This is a genomic window from Pantoea sp. RIT413 (genome assembly GCF_003057675.2).
Classification (GTDB): Bacteria; Pseudomonadota; Gammaproteobacteria; order Enterobacterales; family Enterobacteriaceae; genus Pantoea; species Pantoea eucrina.
The window spans coordinates 675924-699181 of record NZ_QBJB02000001.1; the positions used below are offsets into that span (position 1 = coordinate 675924).

Genomic DNA, 23258 nt, shown 5'->3' on the forward strand with positions numbered 1-23258 from the left:
TCCCCTATTCCGCGTTGCAATTTGGCGCCATCCGCCGGAAAATAGCGCCTCATTTTTTCAGGTAAGCATAGCAAACTATGACCGTTCGATTGATTCTCACCAAGGGACGTGAAAAATCCCTGCTCCGCCGTCATCCCTGGGTCTTTTCCGGCGCCGTTGCGCGCATGGAAGGAAAAGCGCAGTCTGGCGAAACTATTGATATCTGCGACAGCTCTGGCAAATGGCTGGCACGTGCCGCTTATTCACCGGAGTCGCAAATTCGCGCACGCGTCTGGAGCTGGCAACAGGATGAATCAATCGATATCGCCTTCTTTGTTCGCCGTTTAGAGCAGGCGCAACAGTGGCGTGACTGGCTGGCGACCCGCGACGGACTCGATAGCTATCGCCTGATCGCTGGCGAATCAGATGGTATGCCCGGCGTAACCATCGATCGCTTTGGTCATTTTCTGGTATTGCAGCTTCTGTCCGCAGGGGCAGAGTATCAGCGGCCTGCCATTGTCTCTGCGCTGCAGCAGTGCTATCCGGAGTGCGCTATCTACGATCGTTCCGACGTCGCCGTGCGTAAGAAAGAGGGGCTGCCGCTGGCACAGGGCCCGGTGAGCGGCGAACTGCCGCCTGCCCTGCTGCCTATTACCGAGCACGGTATGAAACTGCTGGTAGATATTCAGGGCGGCCATAAGACCGGCTACTATCTTGATCAGCGCGACAGCCGTTATGCCACCCGTCGCTATGCGCAGGACGCGCGCGTGCTTAACTGCTTCTCTTATACCGGCGGATTTGCCATTTCGGCGCTGCTCGGTGGCTGTCGCGAAGTGCTGAGCGTGGATACCTCACAGGATGCGCTGGACGTAGCAAAACAGAACGTTGAGCTGAACGGGCTCGACGTGTCGCGGGCACAGTTCCTGCGGGATGACGTTTTTAAACTGCTGCGCCGCTATCGTGATGCAGGCGAAAAGTTTGATCTGATTATTATGGATCCGCCTAAATTCGTTGAGAACAAAAACCAGCTGATGGGCGCCTGCCGTGGCTATAAAGATATCAATATGCTGGCGATGCAGCTGCTTAACCCAGGCGGTATTCTGCTGACGTTCTCCTGCTCCGGCCTGATGGCTACGGATTTATTTCAGAAGATTGTGGCCGATGCGGCGCTGGATGCCGGACGTGATGTACAATTTATAGAGCAGTTCCGTCAGGCGGCCGATCACCCGGTAATAGCCAGCTATCCGGAAGGTCTCTATCTGAAAGGTTTTGCCTGCCGCGTACTGTGACTTGAAAACCTGATCCCTGCCCCCATATTTAGTGGCAGGTAAAGTTTTGGGAGGTCGCAATGATTGCCAGTAAATTTGGAATTGGACAGCAGGTCCGGCATCGTCTTTCTGGCGTGCTGGGTGTCATCGTCGATGTTGACCCTGAGTATTCGCTGGATGAGCCGGAACTGGATGAAGTTGGTGCAACGGAAACGCTGCGTGCCGCCCCCTGGTATCATGTGGTGATGGAAGATGAAGAGGGCGAACAGGTGCACACCTACGTTGCAGAAGTGCAGCTGGCGGGTGAAACGCTGTTCGAGCACCCAGAGCAGCCCTCTATGGATGAGCTGGCCGCCTCTATCCGGCAGCAGCTGCAGGCACCCAGCCTGCGACATTAATTATATCGGCGACGCAGGTCGCCGTTTTATTGTCTGATTCAGGCTGGCGTAATATTCAGACGCGGGATTTCAATCTTCGGACAGCGGTCCATAATCACCGTCAGGCCAGCATCACTTGCCAGCACTGCCGCCTGCTCATTGATAACGCCGAGCTGCAGCCACAGCGTTTTCGCGCCAATCGCAATAGCGTCCTGTGCCACCTCCCATGCCGCCTCAGCATTACGGAATACATCTACCATATCGACTTTACCGGGGATTTCTGCCAGTGAAGCGTAGGCGGTCTGCCCCATCAGCTGCTGCCCGGCCAGTTTAGGGCTCACCGGAATCACCTCATATCCCTGATCCAGTAAGTAACGCATCACGCCATAGCTGGGACGAGCCGGTTTGTCGCTGGCCCCCACCAGTGCGATACGACGGGTATTCATCAGCACATCACGAATTGTTTGATCGTTCATTCATTTCCCCTTCTCTTTATTGCCAGAGTGTAGCTGCCCTTTCCGCTCGCGGCGCAAGCCGCAAAGATGAAATGTTTGCGCCAGGGCACGAATAAATATGTTTAAATGTAAATTTAGTGCCATAATGAAATACTTTGCTACACATCACTGATTACCCGCCATATTTCGGGAGTAGAAATGAAGCTGTCACCGGCTGTCACAGGCATTATTGCGCTGCTTGTCACAGCATCCTGCCCCGCCATTACGCTTAAACTCGATCCGCAGATTGATTTGCTGGTGCTGGACGGGCGGAAAATTGCCGGCTCACTATTAAAAGGCGCAGACAGCCTTGAACTGGAACAGGGGCAGCATCAGTTTCTGTTTCGCGTTGAGAAACCCTGTCCTGACGCAACCCATTTCCAGTCAGTGCCGATGATTGTCACATTTACCGCGGAAGCACACTCTGTGGCGATCCACCTGCCCTCGCTGAACAGCCGGCGTGAACGCAGCACGTTTAATAAGCTCCTGAACTTCAGGCTGATTGATGAGCGGGGCACAGAAATTGCCAGCCTGCGCGATCGTCTGCCGCAGAGCAGCAGCGGTGACATGATGCAGGCGATGATGGCTTATAACCGCGCAGCACAGACGGCATCCGTACTGCGCTTTGCTGCTCCTTCGGCGACAGCAGTAAGCGAAAACCCCGATTTTGCCTGGCAGGATGCCAGCGATTTGCCCTCAATACAGCGCTGGTTTAAACGCTTTGATGCAGCAACCCGGCAAAAGTTACTGAGCTGGATGAAAACGTTACGCACCAGCTAGCGCCTCACTTTTCCTGGCGCTGCCTGGCTCAGGATTTACGCGCTACCGGTACACCCAGCTCACGCAGCTGTTCAACAAAGCGCGACGGACAGGCTTTATTAAACAGCAGCCACACCTGTTCACGTGCCCGCGTCATAGCCACATAAGCGAGGCGCCGCTCTTCCGCATCGGGAAAATCTTCCACGGGTGGCAGCAGCCCCTCCTCCAGCACCGACTCACGCGCCGGAGCCGGAAAGCCATCGGCTCCCTGATGGAGGCCGGTCAGGATGACGTACTCCGCCTCCTGACCTTTACTGGCATGGATTGTCATAAACTCCAGCTGTAATCCGGGCCAGCGCGTTTTTGCCCGGTCCAGCAGCGCCGGACGCAGATGATGGTAGCGCGCCAGCAGCAAAATCCTCTCTTCCGGTTTCGCAAATCCGCTGAGTTTGTCCAGCAGCCCCTCCAGCTGATCGTCCGGCAGCAGCGTTACCGCCTTTTTACTTCCTTTGCTCAGACTGGTGAGCGTTTTTTTCAGCTGGTGCGGATTTTGCTGGATAAAACTATTGGCAATGTCAGCAATGCGGCTATTGAAGCGATAGGTGGTATCCAGCACGCAGCTGTCGCCGTCGCCAAAATAGTGGTGAAAAGCGGTGGTCAGATTGAGCTTAGCGCCGCTAAAACGGTAGATTGCCTGCCAGTCATCGCCTGCAGCAAACAGGCTGGTATGAGCATTCTGCGCGCGCAACGCCTTTAAAAGTGCGGCACGCTGCGGCGAGATATCCTGAAACTCATCGACCAGAATATGCTTCCAGGGGCTGATAAAACGTCTTTTTTCCAGCACCTCTGTCGCCTGCTGGATCAGGCCGGCAAAATCAACGGCGCCCTCCGCTTTAAGCACACTTTTCCAGGCTTTCAGCAGCGGAGCCATCAGTTTTATCCGCTTACTGAAGCTATCGCGCCATGCTTCCGGAACGGCCGCGATTGTTTCCGCCTGATTACCGCTCTGCATCCGCAGCAGGCCCAGCCACTGCTCAAGACGCGGCGCCAGCCGCTGCGCGATAGCGCTATCCTGCCAGAATGCGCCGTCCGGCAACGTCCACGCCAGATCCTCCTCCAGCCACTGACGCCAGCCGCTGGCCTGCGCCTTTTTAGCCGCGCACTGCTCGCGCCAGCTCTCCAGCAGCAGCTGGCGACGGGCAGCGCTGTCACTCTCCAGCTGGCTGATAACCGGCGACTTGCGGCCACTCTCGCGAATAATATGCAGCGCCAGCGCATGAAAGGTACGCGCCTGCAACGCCTTTACGTTAAGTTGCGTGTCCAGGCGTTGATTTATCTCTTCTGCAGCCTCCCGGCCAAATGCCAGCAGCAGTATCTGGTCAGGATGAGCCAGTCGCCGCTGCAGCAGCCAGCCAGCACGTGCCACCAGCACGGCGGTTTTACCGCTGCCTGCACCCGCCAGGACCAGCAACGTCTCTTCACCATTAACCACCGCTTCTGCCTGCGCACGATTAAGCGGTGAGCGCTCAACCGTGGCGAAAAAATCCGGATTTGCCTGAATCACCTGCTCGCTCCAGCGACGGTTACGCTGGCGAATTGTGGCTTCGCCCTGCTCCAGCCACTGCCGGCAGCGATGCCAGCGTTCACGACAGTTATCCAGCGCCTCCAGGCGCGCCAGCGGCAGCGGCAGTGCCGCAATCGTCTCGTTAACCCGGGCCAGGATAGCAGCCAGCTCACTTCGCTTTAGCCAGCGATCCTCTGCGGTCAGCTGCGAAATATGCTGCAGCAGCTCATCCAGCACGCCCGTACTGATATGGCTCATTTCAGCGCTCCACTGCTGCCAGGCGTGCTGCAGATAGTGATAAAAACGCTGCGTCTCCTGCCACTCGGTACCATGCAGCCGCACCACCTGATTCTCCGCCAGCAAAAACTCCAGCTCGCCCCATACCAGACCGCGTTTGCAGCTGATATCCAGCAGCTGATTAAACGGAATAAGGTATTCATGACGATCGCCGCTGACTTCAACACCGGCGGTCAGCAAACGCACCCGGTTGTAAGGATGCTGCGCCAGACGTTTACCCATTGCTGTTGCTTTCAGTTCCATGTCCGCATCATCAGGTGAAATTCAGTTATTGCGCAGTTTACCTGTCAGACACTTGGCGCTCCAGCCTTAAAACAGGCTAAACTTGGCGGCACATATTGCGGATTGCAAAAGGAAAAACGCGTTATGCGCACCGTACTTAATATTCTGAATTTTATCCTTGGCGGCTTTCTCACTACGCTTGGCTGGCTCTTTGCCACGCTGGTCAGCATTGTGCTGATTTTTACGCTACCGCTGACGCGCTCCTGCTGGGAAATCACAAAACTTTCGCTGGTTCCGTTCGGCAATGAAGCGGTTCACGTTGATGTACTGCGTCCTGACAGCAAAAGTGCGTTTCTCAACGCTGGCGGTACATTTCTGAACATCTTCTGGCTTATTTTCTTTGGCTGGTGGCTTTGCGTAATGCATATCTCAACCGGAATCGTGCAGTGTCTGAGCATTATCGGTATTCCCACCGGGCTGGCGCACTTTAAGCTGGCTGCGATTTCACTCTGGCCGGTTGGCCGTCGGGTGGTCAGCGTGGAAGAGGCACAGGCAGCGCGTGAAGCTAACGCGCGCCGCCGCTACTGAGGATCCGGTTTATGTCCGACGCTATGCCCGCCTGGCGCCGCTATCTGTTTAACAGCAGCCTGCGCTATCTGCTGCGTATTTTTCTGGCGCTGTCGGGCTGCGCTGCGTTTCCCTGGTGGCTGCAGCAGGTAGAGTGGACCATTCCGCTTACGCTGGGGGTGGTCGCTGCCGCGCTGGCCGATCTTGACGACCGCTGGACAGGCCGTCTGCGCAATCTGATCATCACCCTGTGCTGCTTCTGTATCGCGTCGGTCTCCGTTGAGCTGCTTTTCCCCAGACCCTGGGCGTTCACTGCCGGCCTGGCGCTCTCAAGCTGGGGATTTATCCTGCTGGGCGCGCTTGGCCAGCGTTACGCGACCATCGCGTTTGGTGCCCTGCTGATTGCGGTATATACCATGCTGGGTATCGGGCTCTTTCCACAGTGGTGGATGCAGCCCGCGCTGCTGCTGACGGGAGCACTCTGGTACAACCTGCTGACCTTTATTGGCCACCTGATGTTTCCGGTGCGACCCGTTCAGGAGCAGCTGGCGGCCAGCTTTTCCCAGCTGGCACGTTATCTTGAGGCGAAAGCAAACCTGTTTGATCCGGACGGCGGTGAGCAGGATGATGCCGCTCTGATTGCCACCGCAATGGCTAACAGCCAGTTAGTCGCGCAGCTGAATCAGACTAAAAATACCATTCAGAGCCGGCTGCGCGGCGATCGGGGTTCGCGCAGTACCCGCCGCAGCCTGCATTACTATTTTGTGGCGCAGGATATTCATGAGCGCGCCAGCTCTTCGCACATACAGTATCATCAGCTGCGAAATAACTGGCGTTACAACGAAATCCTGTTCCGTTTTCAGCGTCTGCTGAATATGCAGGCGCAGGCGTGTCGCCAGCTGGCTGAAACGATCGTACTGCGCCAGCGCTGGCATCACAGCAGCCATTTCGAGCGTGCTTTTGCGCGCCTTGAGACGGCCCTTGAGCGCCTGCAGCAAAGCGACCCGGATGCCGGACATACCGCCCCGCTCTCCTGGTTACTGCGTAATCTGCGCGCCATTGATGCGCAACTTGCTTCGCTTGCTTCAGAACAGCAGCTGTTTGAGACGCCGCTGCAGAGTGAGCACCATCTTTCGCGTGACACGCTGCGTGGCTGGTCCGATATACGTCTGCGTCTGAGCCGTCATCTTACGCCCGCGTCCCCGCTGTTTCGCCACGCTATCCGAATGTCGCTGGTGCTCTGTATAGGTTATGCCTTTGTTCAGATTACCGGGCTGCAGCGCGGTTACTGGATACTGCTTACCAGCCTGTTTGTCTGTCAGCCCAACTATAACGCCACGCGTCGCCGGCTGGCGCTGCGTATCGGGGGGACGCTGGCAGGTGTGGCAATCGGGCTGCCGGTGCTGTGGCTGGTGCCCTCGGTGGAGGGGCAGCTGCTGCTGATCGTCCTCAGCGGCGTGCTGTTTTTTGCTTTCCGTCAGATTCAGTATGCGCAGGCCACGCTGTTTATTACCCTGCTGGTACTGCTCTGCTTCAATTTACTGGGTGAAGGCTTTGACGTGGCCCTGCCGCGTATTGTTGATACGCTTCTGGGATGCGGACTCGCCTGGCTGGCGGTGGCGTTTGTCTGGCCTGACTGGCGTTTTCGCAAGCTCACCACAATAGCCGATCGCGCGCTGAATGCTAACTGCCGCTATCTGGATGCCATCATGGAACAGTATCATCAGGGCAAAGATAACCGACTGGCTTACCGGGTCGTACGCCGGGATGCGCACAACGCTGACGCCGAACTCGCCTCTGTGGTATCGAATATAAATAGTGAACGCCGGGCAGATCAGACGCTGCGGGAGCACGCCTTCAGACTGCTCTGTCTTAATCACTCGTTTCTGAGCTATATCTCAGCGCTGGGTGCACATCGCACCCGCTTATCACCGGGGAAACTGCTCACGCTGCTTGATGACGCCGTCTGTTTTGTTGAGGATGTTTTACAGATTGAGTGCGTGACAAACGATCGGGTAGCCGCGATGCAACATACGCTCCAGCAACGCATCGGCGAACTGAAAACCAGCTCTGAAGCCCAGGCACCTCTGATTTTGCAGCAGCTCGATTTACTGATCACGCTGCTGCCTGAGATCGCCCGCCTGCGCCGCGCCCTGGCGCAGGCCTGAAACAGTAACAGCGGCTCCCGGGTTTACCGGCGTAGCCGCTCCTGGTACCAGCTGCTCAGCGCCTCTTTTACGTCTGCCGGAAGCGCCGCCTGATGATGGCCAGAGATCGCTCCTTCCAGTGCCAGCAGCGTTTTCAACCCGACATGCTTGTTGACGCTGCGCAGCTTAAGCCAGCTCTGTCGTGACCCCATCTCCTGCAGTGATTCCACCGAGCTGATCCCCGCTTTATGCAGCATCAGCTCCATACGCAAACTGAGATTAGGAAGATCTTTGAGCCGCAGCGAAATATGTTTTACTGCGGCATCAGCCTGTGCCGCCTGCAGGGAGCTGGCTGACAAACTGATCAGCTGTCTCCTGTCCTGCCATAGCTGCTGATCCACTTTGAAGTAGCTCAGGGTGACAGGGATACCGCGCTTGCGGTAAACCAGCGGCTCCAGCGGCCGCTGAACGGCATAAAGCCGCAGCGCCTCACTGGCGCGCAGGTAGAGCGTGTCATTATCAATATAGGCGAACACCACGCGCTCAATGGCCAGCGCATAGCCGCCAAACTGCGTACGCGACTCTATATCTCCCAGAACCGACAGGGCGTCGATCGATTGTTCCACTACCTCATTTTTTCGCTTCATCATGTCCCTTTTCCTCATTCCTTGTGCAGGGTATTTCCTATAAAACAGTGACTATTCATTTAGTTAGAAGATAAAAAAAACGATTTACTGATTCAACGAATAAAACGCTTTTGGTGCCATCTTCTGCCAGTTTTGAGAGACATTTTCAGAAAATGAAGTTGATCTCTGTTAATTTAAACAGTACTGTACATTCATCCAGTTCACTACTGAGCGAGTATATTATGCGCACGCATTTCTCTGGCCCTGTTGATCGTTCCTCCTGGTTAGCGCCTTCCACTGCAGTTCAGCCGTCAATGGGCGGTATAACGGAATTACGCTACAGTGAGCATCCTGGCATGATGCAATTGCTTCTGCTTCCGGTGCTCAAACAGCTGAGCGAACAGTCACGCTGGCAGCTCTGGCTGACGCCAGCGCATAAAGTCAGCCGCCGCTGGATCCAGCAGTCTGGTCTGCCGCTTGAGAAAAGTATGCATATTACTGAATCAAACCGGATCAGTACGGTTGAGAACATGGCGAAAGCGCTGCGTACCGGAAATTACAGCGTAGTGCTGGCCTGGATACCCTGTGAACTGCATGAGAATGAGCGTCAGATGCTGCAGCAGGCAGCAGAAGAAGGCGAAGCTTTGGGTCTGATTATGCGCCCGGAAGAAGCTGATATCATTTCTGCCAGACAACCCGGAAGCACAAAAATTCCCTCGGATTTGTTTCATTAAGTAAAAAGTGAGATTTATCTCAGCTTTTTTTTCCGGCCTGTTGCCGCTAAGCTACTGATAATGTTCCCGCCAGTCAGGACAAGGGCTTAGCTGCAATTCTCTATTTACAGACCGAAAATTTTGCCCCGTCAATTGTTAAAATGTGTGTATTTACACCTGTTTTTTTACCTGCTCACCTCACATCATACTTGTAAGTTTTCAATCTCGTTGTAGACTTTAGCTCGCCAGGGTGCTCAATAACCTCCGTTTTTTCGGTAGAGTCATAAGCGAGCGTTCAGACCCGGCGAAGGATTACAACCAAGAGCAACCTTTTTGCTCATTGCCTATTTGGATGATAACGAGGCGCAAAATGAAAAAGACAGCTATCGCAATTGCAGTGGCACTGGCTGGCTTCGCTACCGTAGCGCAGGCCGCTCCTAAAGATGACACCTGGTACACCGGTGCTAAACTGGGCTGGTCTCAGTATCACGATACTGGTTACTACGGTAACGGTTACGCGAACAACGACGGTCCAACTCACGAATCTCAGCTGGGCGCAGGTGCTTTCCTGGGCTATCAGGCGAACCCATACCTGGGCTTCGAGCTGGGCTATGACTGGCTGGGCCGTATGCCTAACAAAGGCGACAACATCAACGGCGCATTCAAAGCGCAGGGCGTTCAGCTGGCAGCTAAACTGAGCTACCCGATTGCTGATGACCTTGACGTGTACACCCGTCTGGGTGGCATGGTATGGCGTGCAGATTCTACCCAGAACAACACTCTGACCGGCGAACGCCGCAGCGACCACGACACCGGCGTTTCTCCGCTGGCTGCAGTGGGTGTTGAATACGCAGTGACCAAGAACTGGGCAACCCGTCTGGATTACCAGTGGGTTAACAACATTGGTGATGCAGGTACCGTTGGCGCGCGTCCAGACAACGGCATGCTGAGCGTAGGCGTTGCATACCGCTTCGGTCAGGATGAAGCTGCTGCACCAATCGCTGCACCAGCTCCGGCACCAGCTCCGGTTGTTGAAACCAAGCGTTTCACTCTGAAATCTGACGTGCTGTTCACCTTCAACAAATCTACCCTGAAGCCAGAAGGCCAGCAGGCTCTGGATCAGCTGTACAGCCAGCTGAGCTCAATGGATCCTAAAGATGGTTCCGTTGTAGTTCTGGGCTTTACCGATCGCATCGGTTCAGACCAGTACAACCAGAAACTGTCTGAGAAACGTGCTCAGTCTGTTGTCGACTACCTGGTATCTAAAGGTATCCCGGCTAACAAAATCTCTGCACGTGGCATGGGCGAATCCAACCCGGTTACTGGCAACACCTGTGACAGCGTGAAAGGCCGTAATGCCCTGATCGACTGCCTGGGTCCAGACCGTCGCGTTGAGATCGACGTGAAAGGCATCAAGGACGTTGTAACTCAGCCACAGGCTTAAGTTATCGCGTAAAAAAAACCCCGCTCCGGCGGGGTTTTTTGTTTCTGCTATCTGCTTACTTTTTGTTCTCTTCGCTGCCTAAGATGGCCTGCAGATCCTGCTTTAACGTAGACATCTGGCTGGCATATTTCTCTTTCCGTTCGGCATCTTCAATCAGCTGTACAATTGTCTCAGAGAGCGTGCAGTGGCGACGCTGCGCCAGGCCCGCCAGCCGTTGCCACACAAGATATTCTAAATCGATAGATTTTTTACGCGTATGCTGGTGTTCAGCATTGAAGTGACGCTTGCGGCGGGCACGTATGGTTTGCTTCAGGCGATTTTCCAGACCCGGATGAATATGCTGCGCAATCCACTGGTTCACCTCAACCGGCGTATTTTCCAGCGCAAGCAGCGCGTCAACCGCAGCCTGTGCCGCGCTGAGCTCCAGATAGCGGGTGATTAGCTCCCCCTCCCGATGTTTTTTCACCAGGTATTTCCATTTCCATCCACTTTCCAGATTTTCAAGCTGCTGGTATTTCATCGGAATCCCACCGTGACCACGTAACAACTTAAGAATAACAGCTTTTTTGCGCGATGCAGCAACGAAAAACATGTTGCTCCTGTCACATTCACTACCGGAACTCGCCGTGATAAACCCGGTTGTATCCTGTATAATCACGCTTTTCCTAAATCAGACTAATGCGAATATTTTGACCAGCAACCAACTTACGTGGCAAGCCCTGCAGCCAGATAGCACCCCCTGGCAGACCCTCTTTTCAACGGTTTCACTGAAAGATAGCGATAGCCTTGCCGCGGTTCAGCCGCGTTTGCTGAATGCGCTGGCGCATTTACACCATCAGTCTGCGGGTTTTCCGCTGCTACTGTTACGCAGCCAGGAAAATAGCGACTATCTCGCCTGGATTGCCGGGGCCGCACGGCGTTTTCAGCCTGATGCCGGGCAGCTCTATGGCGGTGACTATCATGTGATGGGCGATACCGTTACGCTGCTGCCGCCTTCAGACATCAACCGTCCTTTTACCAGCAGCGGCGGCGTATTTTATGCTGACTGGATCGAAGCAGAGCAGCTGTTTGGCTGCGTGCGTCAGTATAAAGATCGCGTGATGCCTGAGCCCGGGCTGCTGCATCGCGCCAACGGCGGCACGCTGATCCTCTCCATTAATACGCTGCTGGCACAGCCCCTGCTCTGGCTGCGTCTGCGCCGGTGTATTGAACTGCAGCGGTTTGAGTGGTATTCGCAGGATGAGCGACAGCCCCTGCCGGTAACAATTCCAGCTCTGCCGCTCAGCGTCCGGCTGGTTCTGTGCGGCGATCGCGATGCGCTGGCCAGCTTTCAGGAGCTGGATGCCGAAGTGCACAAAATGGCTCTCTACAGTGAGTTTGAAGAGAATCTGCAGATTGCCGATGAGAGCGATATGCTCAACTGGTGTCAGTGGGTTCTGACGCAGGCAGCACGGGCAGACCTTAATGCTCCGGAGGCTGATTTCTGGCCACCGCTGCTGACGGAAGCGGTACGTTTTACCGGCGATCAGGATACGCTGCCGCTCTGTCCGCGCTGGCTGAGGCGACAGCTGCATGAGGCCGCCCTGCACGGCGACATCATTAATGGTGAAGCGCTGACGGAGGCGCTTGAAGCACGCCAGTGGCGGGAAAACTACCTTACTGAACGCATGCGCGATGAGATCCTGCTAAATCAGATCATGATTGAAACAGATGGCGAGGTTATCGGACAGATCAATGGCCTGTCGGTTATTGAGTTTCCGGGGCACCCGCGTGCCTGGGGTGAGCCGTCACGTATTACCTGTGTGGTGCACCCAGGCGATGGTGAACTCAACGACGTGGAGCGTAAAGCTGAGCTGGGCGGTAATATTCATGCCAAAGGCATGATGATTATGCAGGCCTATCTGATTGCTGAGCTGGAACTCGATCAGCCGCTGCCCTTCTCCGCTTCGATGGTGTTTGAGCAATCTTACTCTGAAGTGGATGGTGACAGCGCCTCGCTGGCAGAGCTGTGCGCATTAATCAGCGCGCTGGCTAATCAGCCGCTGAGCCAGCAGATTGCGGTGACCGGCTCTGTTGATCAGTTTGGCAATGTGCAGCCGGTCGGTGGCCTCAACGAAAAAATCGAAGGCTTTTTTCATGTCTGCCAGGCGCGTGAGCTGACCGGTAAGCAGGGCGTCATTCTGCCTGCCTCTAACGTGCGTCATCTCAGTCTTAGTCAGGAGATCGTTGACGCGGTGAAAGCAGGAGAGTTTCATCTGTGGGCAATTGACCGTATCGATGAAGCCCTGCCGCTGCTGACCGGCGTGGCGTGGCAGAGCGAGAGCGGTGAATCGCTGCTGACTATGATTCAGACCCGCATTACGCAGTTTAACCAGCAGGAATCTGCACCCCGCCCGTGGCCGTTACGCTGGCTTAACTGGTTTAACCACAAATAGGGGCATTGCCCGGCGTACAACTGTTCGCTAATATTTGGGCTTCACTAAAAGAAGGCATATTGAGAACATGGTAGATAAACGCGAATCCTATAGCAAAGAAGACCTGGTTGCCTCAGGTCGCGGCGAACTGTTCGGCGAAAATGGGCCACCGCTGCCCTCTGACAACATGTTGATGATGGACCGTGTGGTCAAAATGACCGAAGATGGCGGTAACTTCGACAAAGGTTTTGTTGAAGCTGAACTGGATATCCGCCCCGACCTCTGGTTCTTCGATTGCCATTTCAAAGGCGATCCGGTTATGCCTGGCTGTCTGGGCCTGGATGCCATGTGGCAGCTGGTTGGTTTCTATCTCGGCTGGTTAGGCGCGGAAGGCAAAGGCCGTGCGCTGGGCGTGGGCGAAGTGAAGTTTACCGGTCAGGTGCTGCCAACAGCGAAAAAAGTGACCTATAAAATTCACTTCAAGCGCGTAATCAACCGCAAGCTGGTGATGGGTGTTGCAGATGGTGAAGTCTTTGTTGACGGTAATCTGATCTACACCGCTACCGATCTGAAAGTCGGTCTGTTTAAAGATACTTCTGCGTTCTGATCCTGCTTAACAAAACCTCCGCCGCGGCGGAGGTTTTCCCTTTGCTGACATCCGGCAGGGCTACGCCACCGCCGACCTGTCCTCCATGGCCTGACGCCAGCCTCCCAGCCAGTGAGACCGCGCATCGATCAGTTGATAGGGGCACAGCTCCTTAGAGCGGCCAGTAATGCCGGCCTGATAACCGCGTGAATGTGCACGTTCTAAACGGTCTCTCTTCTGTCTCTTCATACCGCGTTTCCCTCATTTCAGGTCTGGTGGAATCTGGTGGAAAGAAAGAGTGGCGAATTAATGTTCAGCCACAGTAAAGTTCTAACCCCAATGCGCAGAAAAAGCAATGCGCAAAATTCACGCCAGCGTCACGGTTTTGCCGTTAAAACGACATAAAGAAATGTCAAAGCAGTGTCTATGTTTCTGATTAGGCAAAAAAAAGCCCCCGATCTCCGGTGCAACGTTGCTACGAAGAATCAGGGACTTAGCAGTTATCTAAACCAATTCCTAATTTAGCGAAGCCACACTGTCTGCGATCTGCTGTGCGGTCTGCTGCCAGCCTGCAGCCAGCGTGCGGACCAGCGCATCATAACCATCCTCATTTTGCGGCAACGTCACACTAAAGCTGCGCTTGATAAGCTGATCCTGATGCTGCAGCAGCCATTCACCGCTGACCACGACCCGCCCGTCGTAACGTCCCTGAAACCCACTTACGCTGACGTTAAGCGTATCGTAGCCCTCTCCATGCGGTGACGCGGCGACCACGCGGCCCGGCAGCGCCTGGCTTAGATTAGTAATCAGCGTCTGCTGCAGCTGCTGATCGAGCGGGCTGGCCCAGAGATTGTTGGTGGCAATGACATATTTAACATCGCTGGTCTGATAAACCAGTCCGTTGCCTGCCAGATAATCAGGCACGTTCACATGTTCCACCCAGAGCATCGGCTGGCTGCTGCCCGCGCTGCTGGCGACGCGTACCGTACTGCTGCCTGCCGGCAGCTGATAGTAGGTGGTGTCGATGGTTGTGCTGCACCCTGCCAGCAGCAACATAGCTCCTGCGATGATGGCTTTTTTCACTGTTTCGCCCTCTTTGGCTGCGGATCCTGGCCTGGCTTCGCTTCAAATACCAGGGCATTGCTTTTCGCATTCAGCGTTTTCAGCACTGGCTGCAGCTCACGCAGCACCTGATCAAGCCGCTGCATATCTCCCACCAGTTTATTGTACGCTGGCGATCCCGGCTGCAGCCCTTTCATGCTGCGGTTGAGTTCACGCAGCGTCTGCTGCATATCAGCAGGCAATGTTTTCATTGCCGGACTGCCGGTAAGCTGGTTCAGATTATTCAGCGTATTCTGCAGCTGACGCAGCGTGCGCTGACTCTCTTTCAGCGTGCCGGTCGCCTCATTAATCATCGGATTAAGCGGCAGCGCGTTGATCTTATCCAGCGCCGCCATCAGCTTCTGCTGGATCTGGCTGAGACCACCGCTGACGGTAGGGATCACCTCAAGACCTGCTACGCTGTTCGGTCCTTTATAGGCTGGCGCTTTATCGTAGAAATCGAGATCGACAAACAGCGCGCCGGAGAGCAGGTTGCCGGTTTTCAGCGTGCCGCGCAGGCCACGTTTCTTCCCATCCTGCAGATGCTGCTCCAGATTAAAATCACTGCCCAGTCGTGCGGTAAAGCGATCGGGTTCGATGCGAATCAGCACCGGCACGCGATAATCTGTGTTCAGCGCCTGGTCCATACCCGGGATCATATAAGGCACCTGCGCGACGGTTCCCAGACGAATACCGCGGAACTCAACCGGTGCACCCACCTGCAGGCCGCGAATCGAATCACTGAAGAACATCAGGAAATCAGTGTGTCGGGTATAGAGTGAATCCTGAATGCTGCGCTGATCGTCATACAGATGATAATCCGCTTTGTTCTGTGCGACCTCACCCAGATCCCAGCCATCCGGTACGTCAAAGCTGACGCCGCCGCTAAACAGCGTGGTCAGTGAACCCATCTCCACGCGCATCCCCGAAGCAGACATATCAACGGCAATGCCGCTGTCTTTCCAGAAACGCACATTCGTGGTCACCAGCCGGTCATAAGGCGCAGTGACAAACAGCTGATAGGTCATCATACGTTTGTCAGTATCAAAGGTGCTGGTTTCCACCGTGCCGACGCGGTAACCGCGGAACAGCACCGGATCGCCCGGATTGAGCTGACCCGCTTTGTTGCTGTCGAGCACAATGCGGACCCCTTTCGCATCCGGCGGCGCCAGCGGCGGTGAATCGAGCAGCTGATAATGCTCCGGCTGTTCGCCTTTTGCACCGGGCTGCAGCTCGATATAGGCGCCTGAAAGCAGTGTGCCAAGACCGGTGATCCCTTCGCGTCCAATCTGCGGTTTAACCACCCAGAACACGCTGTCTTTATAAAGCAGCTTCTCCATGCCGGCGTTCAGACGGGCTGTGATCTCGACGTGATGCAAATCGTCAGTCAGCACCGCACTCTCTACGGTGCCCACATCCACACTGCGGCTTTTGATAGTGGTTTTACCCGCCACGATGCCTTCGGCGTTTTCGGTGATCAGCGTCACCAGCGGCCCCTGGTGGCTGAAGTGATAAAAAAGGATCCACCCGCCGATCAACAGCGTAACGATGGGTACGATCCAGACTGGCGACCAGCGTTTGATCTGATCGACCTTAGCAGTCCCGTGATTGTTGTCCGTCAAGACGCGACTCCTTACGTTCAGTTTCCTGTTGGCGATCCCAAATCAGACGCGGATCGAATGTAATAGCGGCAAACATGGTCAATATCACCACCAGGGCAAAGAGCAGCGCGCCCGGCGCGGGATAGACGTTCATCAGCTGTCCCATGCGCACCAGCGCAGAGAGCACGGCGATAACAAACACATCGATCATCGACCAGCGACCAACAAACTCCACCACTTCGTAGATCAGATGCATTTTTTCGCCATCCCGCTGGCCGCGCCCGCTGGCGTGCCAGCAGAGCCAGCCAATAGCGACCATTTTCAGCGAGGGCACCATAATACTGGCGATAAAAATCACCAGTGCAACGGGCCAGGAACCATCGCTCATCAGCAGGATAACGCCGCCCATGATCGTTGAGGGATACTGGGAACCCAGCGTCTCAGTCACCATGATCGGCATAATATTAGACGGGATATAAAGCATAACGGAAGTCAGCAGCAGCGCCAGCGTCCACTGCAGGCTATGTCTGCGGCGCGGTGCCGCGGCTACCCCGCAGCGATCGCAGCGCGGCTGCGTCGCCGGCAGAATAGCTGTACAGCAGGGGCAGCTGCGCAGCCCCTGCTGCAGACCACTTTTTCCCGCCTGCGGCGTAAACGGCAGCGCGGGCAGCGCGTCGATTTGTTGCCAGACCCAGCGCCGATCCACACACTGAAACGCGCGCAGCTGCAGCAGGCAGAACAGGCACCATGGCCAGAAGCTGCTGCCTAAGCCGATCTCGCCATACGCCATCAGCTTGACGAAGCTCACCAGCACGCCGGCCATAAAGATCTCTGCCATGCCCCAGCTGCGCAGCTGAAAAAGGATACGCGCCAGTCCCCGCCGCAGCGGGTGCGGCAGAGCAATCCGGTTGACCAGCAGCACAATCGTCACCATGCAGAAAGCCGGAATACCCTGTACAAACAGCAGAAACAGGGAAGCCAGGCTGCGGTAATCCTCCCGCACCATGACGCGCGGGATCTCCGGCAGCGTAATGCGGCTGGAGAGACCGGCGACGTGCATATCGATAAACGGAAACAGATTGGCCAGCACCAGCATAAACAGCGCCGCCAGCGCATAACCGGTTGGACGCTTGCGCGGTTCATGCCAGTTAGCCAGCAGCTGCGTATGGCAGCGCGGGCAGCGGGCACGGCTGCCCGCCGGCACAGCGGGCAGCCTGACGGTTAAATCACACTGTGGACAGAGCATCCACTGCTGCGCCTGCGGCGACGTTGCGCACATGCCCTTTTCCTCTGTGTTATGCGCCGTTTTTCAGCGCTTCCAGCTCTTCCCAGCGGGCAAAGGCGGTTTCCAGCTCCTGCTCCGTCTGCGCCAGCGTATCCAGCACCGGCTGCGTTTTTTCATGCGGCTGACTGAAGAAATCGGGATGGCTCATCTGCGCCTGCAGCTCACCAATCCGCGCTTCCAGCTGCTCCAGCTTTTGCGGCAGCTGTTCCAGTTCACGCGTCAGGTTATAGCTTAGCTTGCCTGCGCTGCGTTTGGCGGTTTCATTTTTTTCAGCTGTTTTCACCGGTGCGGAAACCGTCGAGGCAACACGCGTCTGTTTGTACGCCGCGCGCTGCTGCTGCGCATCATGATAGCCGCCCACAAACGCGCCTACTTCGCCGTTGCCTTCAAATATCCAGCATTCGGTAACGGTGTTATCCACAAACTGACGATCGTGGCTAACCAGCAGTACGGTGCCCTGATATCCGTCGACCAGCTCTTCCAGCAGCTCCAGCGTTTCAACGTCCAGATCGTTGGTCGGTTCATCGAGGATCAGCAGGTTGCTGGGCTTCAGGAACAGCCGCGCCAGCAGCAGGCGATTGCGCTCTCCGCCCGACAGCGCGCGTACCGGCGTCATGGCACGTTTCGGATGGAACAGAAAGTCCTGCAGGTAACCCAGCACGTGACGGGGTTTGCCGTTGACCATCACTTCCTGTTTGCCTTCCGCGAGGTTATCCATCACGGTCCGGTCCGGATCGAGTTCAGCGCGATGCTGATCGAAATAGGCAATTTCAAGCTTGGTGCCGCAGTGCACCCGCCCGCTGTCCGCTTTCAGCTGCCCCAGCATCAGGCGCAGCAGCGTGGTTTTTCCGCAGCCGTTAGGCCCAATCAGCGCAATCTTATCGCCGCGCTGGACCTGGGCTGAAAAGTCTTTAACCAGCGTTTTGCCTTCCACGCCGTAGTTTACGTTCTCCAGCTCAAAGACAATTTTACCGGAGCGGGCCGCTTCGCCGACCTGCATATTGGCTTTGCCCATCACGTCACGACGCTCGGAACGTTCGCGACGCAGCGCTTTCAGTGCCCGCACGCGGCCTTCATTGCGGGTACGACGCGCCTTGATCCCCTGACGGATCCACACCTCTTCCTGCGCCAGCTTGCGGTCAAATTCAGCATTCTGCATCTCCTCAACCCGCAGCGCCTCCTCTTTACCCACCAGGAACTGATCGTAATCTCCCGGCCAGGAGACCAGCTTACCGCGATCGAGATCGACAATGCGCGTCGCCATATTGCGGATAAACGAGCGGTCATGCGAAATAAACACGATGCTGCCGGTAAAGGTTTTCAGGAACGTTTCCAGCCAGTCGATGGTTTCAATATCGAGGTGGTTAGTAGGCTCATCCAGCATCAGCACGCGTGGGTTACTGACCAGCGCACGGCCCAGGGCCGCTTTACGCAGCCAGCCGCCGGAGAGCGAAGAGAGTTCTGTATCAGCCTGCAGGCCAATCTGCTGCAGAACATCGTTGATACGGCTGTCGAGCTGCCAGAGATTCTGGTGATCGAGAATCGTCTGCAGCCGGCCCATTTCATTGAGGTTTTTCTCGCTCGGATCCTCCATCACTTTGTGCGAAATGGCGTGATAGGCTTTGAGATGCTCCGCCTGCTCGGCCACGCCCTCAGCGACAAAGTCATACACCGAACCGGTAATGTTACGCGGCGGATCCTGCTGCAGGCGCGAAACGATCAGGTCCTGCTCATAGATGATACGCCCATCATCCAGCGGCTGTTCGCCGTTGATGATTTTCATTAATGTGGATTTACCGGCACCGTTACGGCCCACCAGACAGACGCGTTCGCCCTCTTCGATGTGCAGTTCGGTATTATCCAGCAGCGGTGCGTCACTGAATGAGAGGTAGGCACCATGGATACTGATCAACGACATATAAATTATTCCTTACCGGCGTGGCTGACCAGCCAGCAGTTGTGAATTTGACGATTACGGGCAAAGTCCTGTGACAGGGTTTTTTGCGTGATCTCCTGCGCCTGCAGACCGAGCCGTTGCAGGCCCTCCAGATCCATTTTGAAGCCGCGCTTGTTGTTGGAGAACATAATGGTGCCGCCGCGACGCAGCATGCGCTTCAGGTTTTGCAACAGCATCAGATGATCGCGCTGCACATCAAAATCCGCCTCCATACGCTTGGAGTTGGAGAAGGTCGGCGGATCGATAAAAATCAGGTCAAACTGCTCGTCGCTTTCACGCAGCCAGCTCAGGCAGTCGGCGTGCAGCAGGCGATGCTGACGGCCGGTCAGACCATTAATACGCAGGTTGCGCTCCGCCCACTCAAGGTAGGTGCGCGACATATCAACCGTAGTGGTGGATTTTGCCCCGCCCAGCCCGGCGTGCACGCTGGCGCTGCCGGTGTAAGAGAACAGGTTCAGGAAGTCTTTACCTTTACTCATCTGGCCGAGCATCTGCCGCGCGATACGGTGATCGAGGAACAGGCCGGTATCAAGGTAGTCAGTAAGATTAACCAGCAGCCGGGCATTGAACTCCTGCACTTCAAAGAATTCGCCCTTTTCTCCCAGCTTCTGATACTGATTTTTGCCCTTTTGCCGCTCGCGGGTTTTCAGCACCAGCCTGTTAGCCGGGATCTCCAGCACGCTGAGCGTGGCGCTGATAACATCAAACAGCCGCTGGCGCGCTTTGGTCGCGTCGATGGTTTTTGGTGGCGCGTATTCCTGCACCACCACCCAGTCGGCGTAGCGATCCACTGCGACATTGTATTCCGGCAGATCGGCATCATAGAGGCGATAGCACTCAATGCCCGACTGACGCGCCCATTTCTCCAGCTTCTTCAGGTTTTTGCGCAGGCGGTTTGCGAAATCTTCCGCAATCTGCGCGCTGCCAGCCGCACCGGACGCCGCCAGCTGATAATTTTTCTGCACGCACTCCAGCGGGCCATTTTTCGCTTTAAACTGGCGCTCCGCGCGCAGCTGCAGGCAGCTCAGCAGATCGGGTGAGGCGCTGAACAGCGACAGATTCCAGCCGCCAAACTGCTGCTTCATAATGCGGCCCAGCTGGCTGTGCAGCGCAATCAGCGCCGGCTCGCTCTCCAGACGCTCACCATAAGGCGGGTTACTCAGCACCGTTCCGGTCACGCTTTTATCGTCAAGCGGATTACTCAGCTTCAGCACATCCTGCTGCGCAAAGGTAAAAAGCTCAAAGACGCCGGCACGACGCGCGTTAGCGCGCGCCCACTCCAGCACGCGGCCATCGTTATCATAACCAAAGAAGCGAGCCTGGGCGGCTGCGGTGCCAGCCCGCGCGCGCTGCAGCGCTTCGCTGCGCAGCTCCTGCCACAGCGCTGCGTTATGCTGCTTCCAGCGGCTAAAGCCCCAGTGGCTGCGCAGCAGACCCGGCGCGCGATCGCAGGCAATTAAGGCCGCCTCAATCAGCAGCGTGCCGGAACCGCACATGGGATCCAGCAGCGGCGTTTCCGGCTGCCAGCCGGAACGCATAACAATGGCAGCCGCCAGATTCTCTTTCAGCGGCGCCTGACCGGTCTGCTGACGATAGCCGCGCTGATGCAGCGCGGTGCCGCTGAGATCCAGTGCGATGCTGACGCGATCTTTATTCAGCCAGGCGTTAATGCGAATACCCGGCTGCTCGCGATCCACGCTGGGGCGCGGCAGATCCTGACGGGTAAAGCAGTCAACGATCGCATCTTTAATTCGCAGCGCGCCAAACTGGCTGTTGCGGATGACGTCGTTGGTGCCGCTGAAATGGATGGCAAAGGTGGTTTCGCTGTCAAACAGCTCAGCCCAGGGGATACTCTGCGCGCCGACATAGAGATCGAGGTCACTCCAGACACCGAATTCTCCCAGCGGCAGCAAAATACGTGAAGCCAGACGGCTCCACAGCAGGCTTTGATACATTACGCGATCGTCGGCACGGAAGTGGACGCCGCCCTGCACCACCTGCAAATCCTGCGCGCCCAGCGCGTCCAGCTCAGTTTTCAACAGCTCTTCGAGCCCACGCGCCGTACTGGCAAACAGAGAATTCATATCGTCACTTATACTCTTGCTAAAATTGCTGCGCATTATAGCGAATCAGCGTCCTATGTCATAAAGTTAGCTTCTTTTTGTCTGCAAGGAGCGATGATGATTACCTTATCCCGTCTTTATATTCACCCGGTCAAATCGATGCGCGGCCTGCAGCAGTCGCATGCACAGGTGCTGCAGAGCGGTCTGGCATTTGATCGCATCTTTATGATCACCGAGCCTGACGGAACGTTCATCACCGCCCGGCAGTTTCCGCAACTGGTGCGTTTTACGCCGGTTGTGCTGCCGGATGGCCTGCTGATTAACGCGCCGGACGGTCAGCAGGCGCTGATCCGCTATGCCGACTTTGCAGCAGAAGAGAGCGAAACCGTTGTCTGGGGCAACACCTTTACTGCCCGCATCGCGCCGGAAACGATTAACCGCTGGCTGAGCGACTATTTTCCGCGCCCGGTACAGCTGCGCTGGACAGGTGAGACGCCGACGCGGCGCGTAAAGCGCTTTGACGCCGTGCCGCTCGGCTTTGCCGACGGCTATCCGTTTCTGCTGGTCAATATGGCGTCGATGCAGGATCTGCAGCAGCGCTGCCCGGCTGGCGTACGCGTAGAGCAGTTTCGCCCTAACCTGGTGGTCAGCGGTGCCCCCGCCTGGGATGAAGATAGCTGGAAGCGGCTGCAAATCGGTGACGTTGAGTTTGTCGTGCCGAAACCGTGCAGCCGCTGCGTATTTACTACTATCGGGACGGAGAACGGAGAGAAACATCCGGCGGGTGAGCCGCTGACCACGCTGCAGGGCTTTCGCAGCGCGCAGGATAGCAGCGGTGATATCGATTTTGGCCTGAATCTGATCGCCCTGAACAGCGGGCTGATCCGTAGCGGCGACAGCGTGACGATTCTGGAACGCCATACCCCGCGCGCCTACGGTGCCGGCAAGAGTGAAGCTCTGCTGACAGCAGAGACAGGCGCGCCTGCCAGCGTCACCATTACCTGTCAGGGCCGGCGTTTTGAGGGAGATAATCAGCAGGTATTACTGGAGCAGCTGGAGATGGCCGGGTTTCGTATTCCCTACTCCTGCCGGGCCGGGCTGTGCGGCAGCTGCAGAGTCACGCTGGTCGCCGGCACCGTCAGGCCGTTAAAGCAGAGCGCCGTACGTGCTGACGGCACTATTCTGAGCTGCAGCTGTATTCCAGACAGTGATATTGAGCTGGGATAAAATCTAAACCGCGCGCGCGTACCAGGTCGCCAGCTGCAGCGGCTGCAGGCGATCGTTCATGATTTTGATCGCATCGCCAAGCTGCATGCTTTTTCCCGCCATGCTCAGTGCCGGCTGCGCCACCAGACAGAGCGCCGCGTTTTCACTGCTTTCTACTACCAGCAGCTGTGCCTGCTCACCGCTCTCGGCCAGCGTAGCCGTGACCATATCGCCTGCTACCGGCTGCCAGCTATGTTTGTGGCTGATGAAGTGCCAGCTTTTTGGCATCAGCGGCTTGAGGAAGCGGCTTGCCACCAGCGCATTCAGGATCAGCTCGGCACGCTGATGAGCAGATAATTCACTCTCACGACAGCGGTCGTCGAAACTAAAATAGAGTGCGGCATCATCGACGCAAAATCCGCTGCTGTTAAAAGCGTCGGGCGTCAGCATTTTGCGGGAGAAGCGGGAGCGGAAGAGTGTGCCATCAGCCAAATCAAGCATCATACGGTCATGCTCGGCGTCATAATACCAGCGCCAGTTGTCATCGGGTTTGATTTTCATGATGTGCCTTGTGGGATTCTGCTGCGC

The 23258-nt window shown here is 56.2% G+C and carries 21 protein-coding genes; 10 read left to right on the forward strand and 11 right to left on the reverse strand.

Going from position 1 to position 23258, the window contains the following annotated elements; all coding sequences use genetic code 11:
* Positions 1 to 77 precede the first annotated feature (77 nt).
* Both rlmI and hspQ read left to right on the forward strand, forming a co-directional pair.
* A complete protein-coding gene (gene rlmI / locus DBY66_RS03200; protein WP_039383665.1) occupies positions 78 to 1268 on the forward strand; it encodes a 23S rRNA (cytosine(1962)-C(5))-methyltransferase RlmI in 1191 nt (396 codons plus the stop codon).
* Positions 1269 to 1327: 59 nt separating this feature from the next.
* Positions 1328 to 1645 (forward strand): heat shock protein HspQ, encoded by a 318-nt coding sequence (gene hspQ / locus DBY66_RS03205; protein WP_039383664.1) that lies wholly within the window; start codon positions 1328 to 1330, stop codon positions 1643 to 1645.
* A gap of 38 nt (positions 1646 to 1683) precedes the next feature.
* On the opposite strand, the gene DBY66_RS03210 is transcribed toward hspQ, so the two are convergent.
* Positions 1684 to 2100 carry a CoA-binding protein gene (locus DBY66_RS03210; RefSeq protein WP_039383662.1) on the reverse strand — a complete coding sequence of 139 codons (417 nt, stop codon included), beginning with the start codon at positions 2098 to 2100 and terminating at the stop codon, positions 1684 to 1686.
* A gap of 177 nt (positions 2101 to 2277) precedes the next feature.
* On the opposite strand from DBY66_RS03210, the gene DBY66_RS03215 reads away from it, so the two are divergent.
* Positions 2278 to 2898 carry a DUF2057 family protein gene (locus DBY66_RS03215; RefSeq protein WP_039383659.1) on the forward strand — a complete coding sequence of 207 codons (621 nt, stop codon included), beginning with the start codon at positions 2278 to 2280 and terminating at the stop codon, positions 2896 to 2898.
* Positions 2899 to 2926: 28 nt separating this feature from the next.
* Here DBY66_RS03215 and helD read toward each other — a convergent pair whose 3' ends face one another.
* Positions 2927 to 4981, reverse strand: coding sequence for a DNA helicase IV (gene helD, locus DBY66_RS03220; protein ID WP_108569221.1), 2055 nt, complete (start codon positions 4979 to 4981; stop codon positions 2927 to 2929).
* A gap of 123 nt (positions 4982 to 5104) precedes the next feature.
* Here helD and DBY66_RS03225 point away from each other — a divergent pair, with 123 nt between their 5' ends.
* Positions 5105 to 5548: a YccF domain-containing protein gene (locus DBY66_RS03225; protein ID WP_094111457.1), complete on the forward strand. Its 444-nt coding sequence runs from the start codon at positions 5105 to 5107 to the stop codon at positions 5546 to 5548.
* An 11-nt stretch (positions 5549 to 5559) separates the two neighbouring features.
* Positions 5560 to 7695, forward strand: coding sequence for a YccS family putative transporter (yccS, locus tag DBY66_RS03230; RefSeq protein ID WP_108569220.1), 2136 nt, complete (start codon positions 5560 to 5562; stop codon positions 7693 to 7695).
* Between the two features lie 23 nt (positions 7696 to 7718).
* Here yccS and DBY66_RS03235 read toward each other — a convergent pair whose 3' ends face one another.
* Positions 7719 to 8321, reverse strand: coding sequence for a TfoX/Sxy family DNA transformation protein (locus DBY66_RS03235; RefSeq protein ID WP_094111488.1), 603 nt, complete (start codon positions 8319 to 8321; stop codon positions 7719 to 7721).
* Between the two features lie 221 nt (positions 8322 to 8542).
* Between DBY66_RS03235 and sulA the strand changes: the two genes are divergently transcribed.
* Positions 8543 to 9034, forward strand: a complete 492-nt coding sequence (gene sulA, locus DBY66_RS03240; RefSeq protein WP_108569219.1) for an SOS-induced cell division inhibitor SulA — start codon at positions 8543 to 8545, stop codon at positions 9032 to 9034.
* A 349-nt stretch (positions 9035 to 9383) separates the two neighbouring features.
* Positions 9384 to 10457, forward strand: coding sequence for a porin OmpA (ompA, locus tag DBY66_RS03245; protein WP_039383647.1), 1074 nt, complete (start codon positions 9384 to 9386; stop codon positions 10455 to 10457).
* A 55-nt stretch (positions 10458 to 10512) separates the two neighbouring features.
* Here ompA and matP read toward each other — a convergent pair whose 3' ends face one another.
* Complete coding sequence (matP, locus tag DBY66_RS03250; RefSeq protein WP_139074201.1) at positions 10513 to 10977, reverse strand: macrodomain Ter protein MatP; 465 nt, start codon at positions 10975 to 10977, stop codon at positions 10513 to 10515.
* Positions 10978 to 11047: 70 nt separating this feature from the next.
* Between matP and DBY66_RS03255 the strand changes: the two genes are divergently transcribed.
* Both DBY66_RS03255 and fabA read left to right on the forward strand, forming a co-directional pair.
* The gene (locus tag DBY66_RS03255) at positions 11048 to 12892 is read left to right on the forward strand and encodes a Lon protease family protein (protein ID WP_108569218.1); all 1845 of its coding nucleotides are present in this window, start codon (positions 11048 to 11050) and stop codon (positions 12890 to 12892) included.
* A 67-nt stretch (positions 12893 to 12959) separates the two neighbouring features.
* Positions 12960 to 13478 (forward strand): bifunctional 3-hydroxydecanoyl-ACP dehydratase/trans-2-decenoyl-ACP isomerase, encoded by a 519-nt coding sequence (fabA, locus tag DBY66_RS03260; protein WP_039383641.1) that lies wholly within the window; start codon positions 12960 to 12962, stop codon positions 13476 to 13478.
* Between the two features lie 60 nt (positions 13479 to 13538).
* Here the strand turns inward: fabA and rmf are convergent, their stop codons facing one another.
* The 6 genes from rmf to rlmKL all read right to left on the reverse strand — a co-directional run bounded on the left by rmf (position 13539) and on the right by rlmKL (position 21485).
* Positions 13539 to 13706, reverse strand: coding sequence for a ribosome modulation factor (rmf, locus tag DBY66_RS03265; RefSeq protein WP_071668711.1), 168 nt, complete (start codon positions 13704 to 13706; stop codon positions 13539 to 13541).
* Between the two features lie 267 nt (positions 13707 to 13973).
* Positions 13974 to 14540, reverse strand: coding sequence for a membrane integrity-associated transporter subunit PqiC (gene pqiC / locus DBY66_RS03270; protein ID WP_094111461.1), 567 nt, complete (start codon positions 14538 to 14540; stop codon positions 13974 to 13976).
* Positions 14537 to 16180, reverse strand: a complete 1644-nt coding sequence (gene pqiB, locus DBY66_RS03275) for an intermembrane transport protein PqiB (RefSeq protein ID WP_039383639.1) — start codon at positions 16178 to 16180, stop codon at positions 14537 to 14539. The genes pqiC and pqiB overlap by 4 nt, the downstream gene beginning before the upstream one ends.
* Entirely contained in the window at positions 16152 to 17438 is a 1287-nt protein-coding gene (gene pqiA / locus DBY66_RS03280; protein WP_108569217.1) for a membrane integrity-associated transporter subunit PqiA, read from the reverse strand. Before pqiA ends, pqiB begins: the two co-directional genes overlap by 29 nt.
* Before the next feature lie 16 nt (positions 17439 to 17454).
* Positions 17455 to 19362, reverse strand: a complete 1908-nt coding sequence (locus DBY66_RS03285; RefSeq protein ID WP_108569216.1) for an ABC transporter ATP-binding protein — start codon at positions 19360 to 19362, stop codon at positions 17455 to 17457.
* Positions 19363 to 19367: 5 nt separating this feature from the next.
* Positions 19368 to 21485, reverse strand: coding sequence for a bifunctional 23S rRNA (guanine(2069)-N(7))-methyltransferase RlmK/23S rRNA (guanine(2445)-N(2))-methyltransferase RlmL (gene rlmKL / locus DBY66_RS03290; RefSeq protein WP_108569215.1), 2118 nt, complete (start codon positions 21483 to 21485; stop codon positions 19368 to 19370).
* Positions 21486 to 21581: 96 nt separating this feature from the next.
* Between rlmKL and DBY66_RS03295 the strand changes: the two genes are divergently transcribed.
* Entirely contained in the window at positions 21582 to 22691 is a 1110-nt protein-coding gene (locus DBY66_RS03295) for a YcbX family protein (protein WP_108569214.1), read from the forward strand.
* Between the two features lie 3 nt (positions 22692 to 22694).
* Here the strand turns inward: DBY66_RS03295 and DBY66_RS03300 are convergent, their stop codons facing one another.
* Entirely contained in the window at positions 22695 to 23231 is a 537-nt protein-coding gene (locus DBY66_RS03300) for a cell division protein ZapC (protein ID WP_039383627.1), read from the reverse strand.
* Positions 23232 to 23258 lie beyond the last annotated feature (27 nt).